Here is a 312-nt window from a genome sequence, read left to right on the forward strand (position 1 = left end):
GCTAATATCATTTATGACATTAGAACCAGAGCAACAACTGCAATATTTTGAATATCCACCTTTAAATCAAAATGACAAAGATTATAATAGGCCTACGAAAAATGTCCTTAGAGCACTTGTTATTTCATTAGGAGGGCGAAGTTTTATTGATGATTTTGATGATGATGAAAATGTTTTAAAAAAAGACGAGCAGTTTCATAAATTATTAGATGATCGTGATAATACTATTTATTCTTATGAAAGTTTTATGGAGTCTGATTATTGGATAGAACTTCGCAAAGCAGCGAAAGAACTCTTAGATGCAACAGAGGT

Annotated in this window: 1 protein-coding gene; it reads left to right on the top strand. The window is 31.1% G+C overall.

Annotated features, from left to right (window positions below; all coding sequences use genetic code 11):
* Positions 1-13: 13 nt before the first annotated feature.
* Positions 14-312 (top strand): hypothetical protein (locus H3T84_RS12005; RefSeq protein ID WP_198219337.1); only part of this gene is annotated, 299 nt, incomplete at its 3' end.

This window comes from Snodgrassella sp. M0110 (genome assembly GCF_016101465.1).
GTDB classification, from domain to species: Bacteria; Pseudomonadota; Gammaproteobacteria; order Burkholderiales; family Neisseriaceae; genus Snodgrassella; species Snodgrassella alvi.